This window comes from Kineococcus siccus, assembly GCF_009906795.1.
Classification (GTDB): Bacteria; Actinomycetota; Actinomycetes; order Actinomycetales; family Kineococcaceae; genus Kineococcus; species Kineococcus siccus.
On the sequence record NZ_JAAALN010000296.1, the window covers coordinates 1 to 3956 of the forward strand.

Here is a 3956-nt window from a genome sequence, read left to right on the forward strand (position 1 = left end):
ACACCGTGCCGACCGTCCGATCCCCCCGCTCCCGCGGTCCCGCCCGCCCCGGCGCCCGGGGGCGCGTCGGGGCGGGCGGGACCGCGGGAGCGGGGGGATCGGACGGTCGGCACGGTGTCCTCCTGAGGTGGCGGAGGCTCACTGTCGTGCCGGGGGTCGGACCGTCCCGCCTCAGCCGGGAGCGGCTGTGGACGCAGCGGTCGTGGGCGGCGCTGTGGACCCGGCGGCGCCGGGCGGGGAGGACGTCACCGGGGTGCTCACGGGAGATGTGGAGACGGCCCCCGCTGGGGGGGAGCGGGGGCCGTCGACGGTCCGGCTCGGGGGGGATGAGCCGGGCCCGCATGTAGCCCACAGGGCGTACTCCTGCATCCTCACCCCTGAACCGCCTCCCTGGCAATTCCTCGCGCCGTGTGGTCCGGCCTTTTCCGGAAGTTTCCGGCACCTGCTCCCGACAGGGTGTCGAGCGGGGCGTCCGCAGGGCCCTCGACGCCCTCCGCCGGGCGGCGCAGCGGCGGCCGGAGGGGCCCGCGTCAGCCGGTCGCGGCGGCGGTGCGCGCGAGGAAGTCGCGCGCGACGGGGGCGGCCACGGTCCCGCCGCTGGCCCCGTCGGTGACGAACACCGCGAAGGCCGTCGTGCCCTGCCAGCCGATCACCCAGGCGTGCGTGGGCAGCGGGTCGCCCGTGCCGTGCTCGGCCGTGCCGGTCTTGGCGTGCACGGGCGCGCCCGGGGTGTCCGCCAGCACGGTCGCCGTCCCGGCCGTGACGACCTCGCGCATGAGCCCCGCGACCGTGGCGAGGTCCTCGGGGCGCGCGGCCTCCACCCCGGGTCCGGCCGCCGGGGCCGGCGCGGGGTCCAGCACGACGGCCGGGCGGCGCAGGGCCCCGGCCGCGACGGAGGCGGCCACGACGGCCATGCCCAGCGGGCTGACGAGGGTGCGGCCCTGCCCGAAGCTCGCGGCGGCGCGGTCCACGTCCGACTCGGTGACGGGCACGTCGCCCGCGAACGCGTCGACGCCGGCGGCCCACGGGACCCCCAGCCCCAGCTGGGCGGCCGCGGTGCGCAGCTCGTCGTCGCCCAGGCGCGGGCTGAGGCTCGCGAAGGCCGTGTTGCAGGACAGGGCGAAGTCCTGCCGGAAGGGGACGTCGCCGAAGGCCTCCCCCTCGAAGTTGCGGAAGGACCGCCCGTCCACGGTGTACGTCGGGGTGCAGGCCACGGTCGACCCCGGGTCGAAGCCCCCGCCCAGCAGCGCCAGCGTGGTCACCACCTTGAAGGTGGACCCGGGCGGGAAGCGCCCCGTCAGCGCGCGGTCGCCCCCCGTGGCCGGCCCGTTGGCGACGGCGAGCACCTCACCCGTCGCGGTGTCCACGGCGACGAGCGCGGATGGCGACGCGACCCCGGCGAGGGCCTCGTCGGCCGCCTGCTGCACGGCGTTCTCCAGGCTGACCCGCACCGTCTCGCCCGGGACGGCCGGCACCGTGGCGAGCTCCTGGGACAGCGCGGTCGTGCCGCCCGCGGCCCGCACCACGACGCCGACCCGCCCCGCGAGCCGCTCGTCGTAGCGGGCCTGCAGGCCGGAGAGCCCCGCCAGGTCGCCCGCGGCGTAACGACCCCCGGACGCCTCGACGACCTCCGCCGTCACCTGCCCGACGCCGCCCAGCAGGGCCCGCGCGAAGGCCCGGGTGGGCGCCAGGGGCAGCGTGGAGGTGCGGAACACGGCGCCCGGGACGGCCTGCAGCGCATCGCGTTGCGCGTCGTAGTCGGTGCGGCGCAGCGTGATCACCTCGACGAAGGCGTCCGGGGACGCCTGCTGCACGCGCCCGGTCAGCCCCGCCGCGTCCACGCCGAGCAGACCCGCCAGGGCCGCGGACGTCGCCGCCGCGTCGGGCGTGCGCGAGGGCTGCACGCCGACGTCCACCACGTCGGTCTCGGTCACGACGGGCAGCCCGTCGCGGCCCAGGACGTCCGCCCGCGGGGGCTGCGTGCGCTCCAGCACGAGCGTCGCGCCCTGCGCGAGGGCGGGGTGCACCAGGGCGGGGGCCCAGACGGCCCGCCAGGCCGCCGCGTCCCCCTCGCCCTCGCGGCGCAGGGCCGCGGTCGTCCGGTAGGCGAAGGTGCTGCCGGCCTGCGCGCCGTGACCGGCCAGGTCGAAGGTCACCTCGAGCTCCGCCGACGCGGTGCCGTCGCCGGCGCGCGCCGTGTCGGCGGAGACGACGCCGACCCGGGGCGGCGGGCTCGCGAGACCCCCGGCCAGCCGGGCGTACTCGGCAGCGGGGTCTGCGGGCGCCCCGGCCAGGGGCGCGTCCGCCCACCTCCCCGCGGACCAGGCCGCCGCGAGGGCGTCGGCCGCGTTCCGGGCCTCGCCCGCGTCGTCGCGACCACCGCGGGTGAGCGCGACCGCACCGCCCGCGACGACGGCGGCCGCGGCCACCGAGCCCGCCACCACGACCGTGCGCCGGCCGGGCCGGCGCGGGGGCTCCTGGGCCTCGGAGGGGGGAGGGGCAGCGGGAGCGGTCATCCCGCCGATGCTCGCAGACGGCCGCCGGTGGACCGCGGAACCGAGCACCGCGATCCGCCGTGACCGGCTGCTAGCCTTTCCCGCGGAGGTGTCGCCTAGTGGCCTATGGCGCCCGCCTGCTAAGCGGGTTGGGGGCTCAAACCCCCTCGCGGGTTCAAATCCCGCCACCTCCGCAGGGCCGCAGAGCCCCGTCCACGCACACCGGACGGGGCTCTGCGCGCGTCCGGGGGCTGCGTCCGGGGCCATGGCGCGCAGGGCCGACGGGGGCCGCTGGGGGCTACTGCCGCAACCGATTGGTGATGAGCCGGAGAGCCAGCTACACTCGATCCCGGTCGTCACGCCCAGCGTGGTGCCTGCGCCCGTAGCTCAACGGATAGAGCATCTGACTACGGATCAGAAGGTTAGGGGTTCGAATCCCTTCGGGCGCACTCTCAGGACCGTCAGACCCAGCGCGACCGAGCCGCCCCACCGAGGGCGGCTTCGTCGTCTCCGGCGCCCTCCGCCGCCGGGGCGGGCCCCGTGTGGGCTGGCCTACTGTTCGGACCTCCGCCGAAGGAGGACCACCATGCCGTTCGACATCCGCTCCGCCACCGCCCTCGTCACCGGGGCGAGTTCGGGTCTGGGCGCCGAGTTCGCCCGCCGCTTCGCCGCCCGCGGCGCCGACCTCGTCCTCGTCGCCCGACGCGCCGACCGCCTCGAGGAACTGGCCGCCACCCTGCGCTCCGAGCACGGCGTGACCGTGACGGTCGTGCCCTTCGACCTGGCCCGGCCCGACGCCGGCCGCGCCCTGCGGGCCCGGCTCGACGCGGCCGGGATCAGCGTGCACCTGCTCGTGAACAACGCGGGCTTCGGCACGCACGTGCCCTTCCTGCGTTCCGAGCCGGAACGCGTCGAGGAGGAGATCACCCTCAACGTTTCCTCCCTCGTCGACCTCACCCGGGCGTTCGTCCCGCCGATGGTCGACGCGGGCCGCGGCGCCGTCGTGAACCTCGCGAGCATCGCGGCCTACCAGCCGACTCCCGGCATGGCCGTGTACGGAGCGACGAAGGCGTTCGTCCTGCACTTCACCGAGGCGCTCGCCTTCGAGCTGCGCGGGTCGGGCGTGAAGGTCCTGAGCCTCGCGCCGGGCCCCACCAGCACGGAGTTCTTCGACGTCGCCGGACCGGCCGCCTCGGGCGGGGGGCGGTTCCAGACGGCCGAACAGGTGGTCGCGGCCGCGCTGCGGGCGCTGGAGCGGCGCAGCACCCCGGCGAGCACGGTGTCGGGGGCGGCGAACCTCCTGACGGCCTCCGCCGCGCGGTTCGTCCCCCGCCGCGTGGCGCTCGCGATCGCCGGGCGGATGCTCCGCGCCTGAGGACCACGGGTGGGCCGGCCCCGCGGGGCCGGCCCACCGAGGGCCGCGGGGACGCGGCAAGCGCTGCGCCGCAGGTGGTTCCCGGC

At 77.6% G+C, this 3956-nt stretch carries 2 protein-coding genes and 2 tRNA genes; 3 read left to right on the forward strand and 1 reads right to left on the reverse strand.

Annotated features, from left to right (window positions below):
• Nucleotides 1-530: 530 nt before the first annotated feature.
• The gene (locus GTR02_RS20340; RefSeq protein WP_166609300.1) at nt 531-2516 is read right to left on the reverse strand and encodes a penicillin-binding transpeptidase domain-containing protein; all 1986 of its coding nucleotides are present in this window, start codon (nt 2514-2516) and stop codon (nt 531-533) included.
• An 84-nt stretch (nt 2517-2600) separates the two neighbouring features.
• On the opposite strand from GTR02_RS20340, the gene GTR02_RS20345 reads away from it, so the two are divergent.
• The 3 genes from GTR02_RS20345 to GTR02_RS20355 all read left to right on the forward strand — a co-directional run bounded on the left by GTR02_RS20345 (nt 2601) and on the right by GTR02_RS20355 (nt 3870).
• A tRNA-Ser gene (locus GTR02_RS20345) sits at nt 2601-2689 on the forward strand.
• Between the two features lie 182 nt (nt 2690-2871).
• Nucleotides 2872-2944, forward strand: a tRNA-Arg gene (locus GTR02_RS20350).
• A 137-nt stretch (nt 2945-3081) separates the two neighbouring features.
• A complete protein-coding gene (locus GTR02_RS20355; RefSeq protein WP_166609301.1) occupies nt 3082-3870 on the forward strand; it encodes an SDR family NAD(P)-dependent oxidoreductase in 789 nt (262 codons plus the stop codon).
• Nucleotides 3871-3956 lie beyond the last annotated feature (86 nt).

Bases quoted from the DNA above. Each gene is read 5' to 3' on its own strand.
- GTR02_RS20340 (WP_166609300.1), bottom strand. From the start codon at position 2,516: ATGACCGCTCCCGCTGCCCCTCCCCCCTCCGAGGCCCAGGAGCCCCCG.
- GTR02_RS20355 (WP_166609301.1), top strand. From the start codon at position 3,082: ATGCCGTTCGACATCCGCTCCGCCACCGCCCTCGTCACCGGGGCGAGT.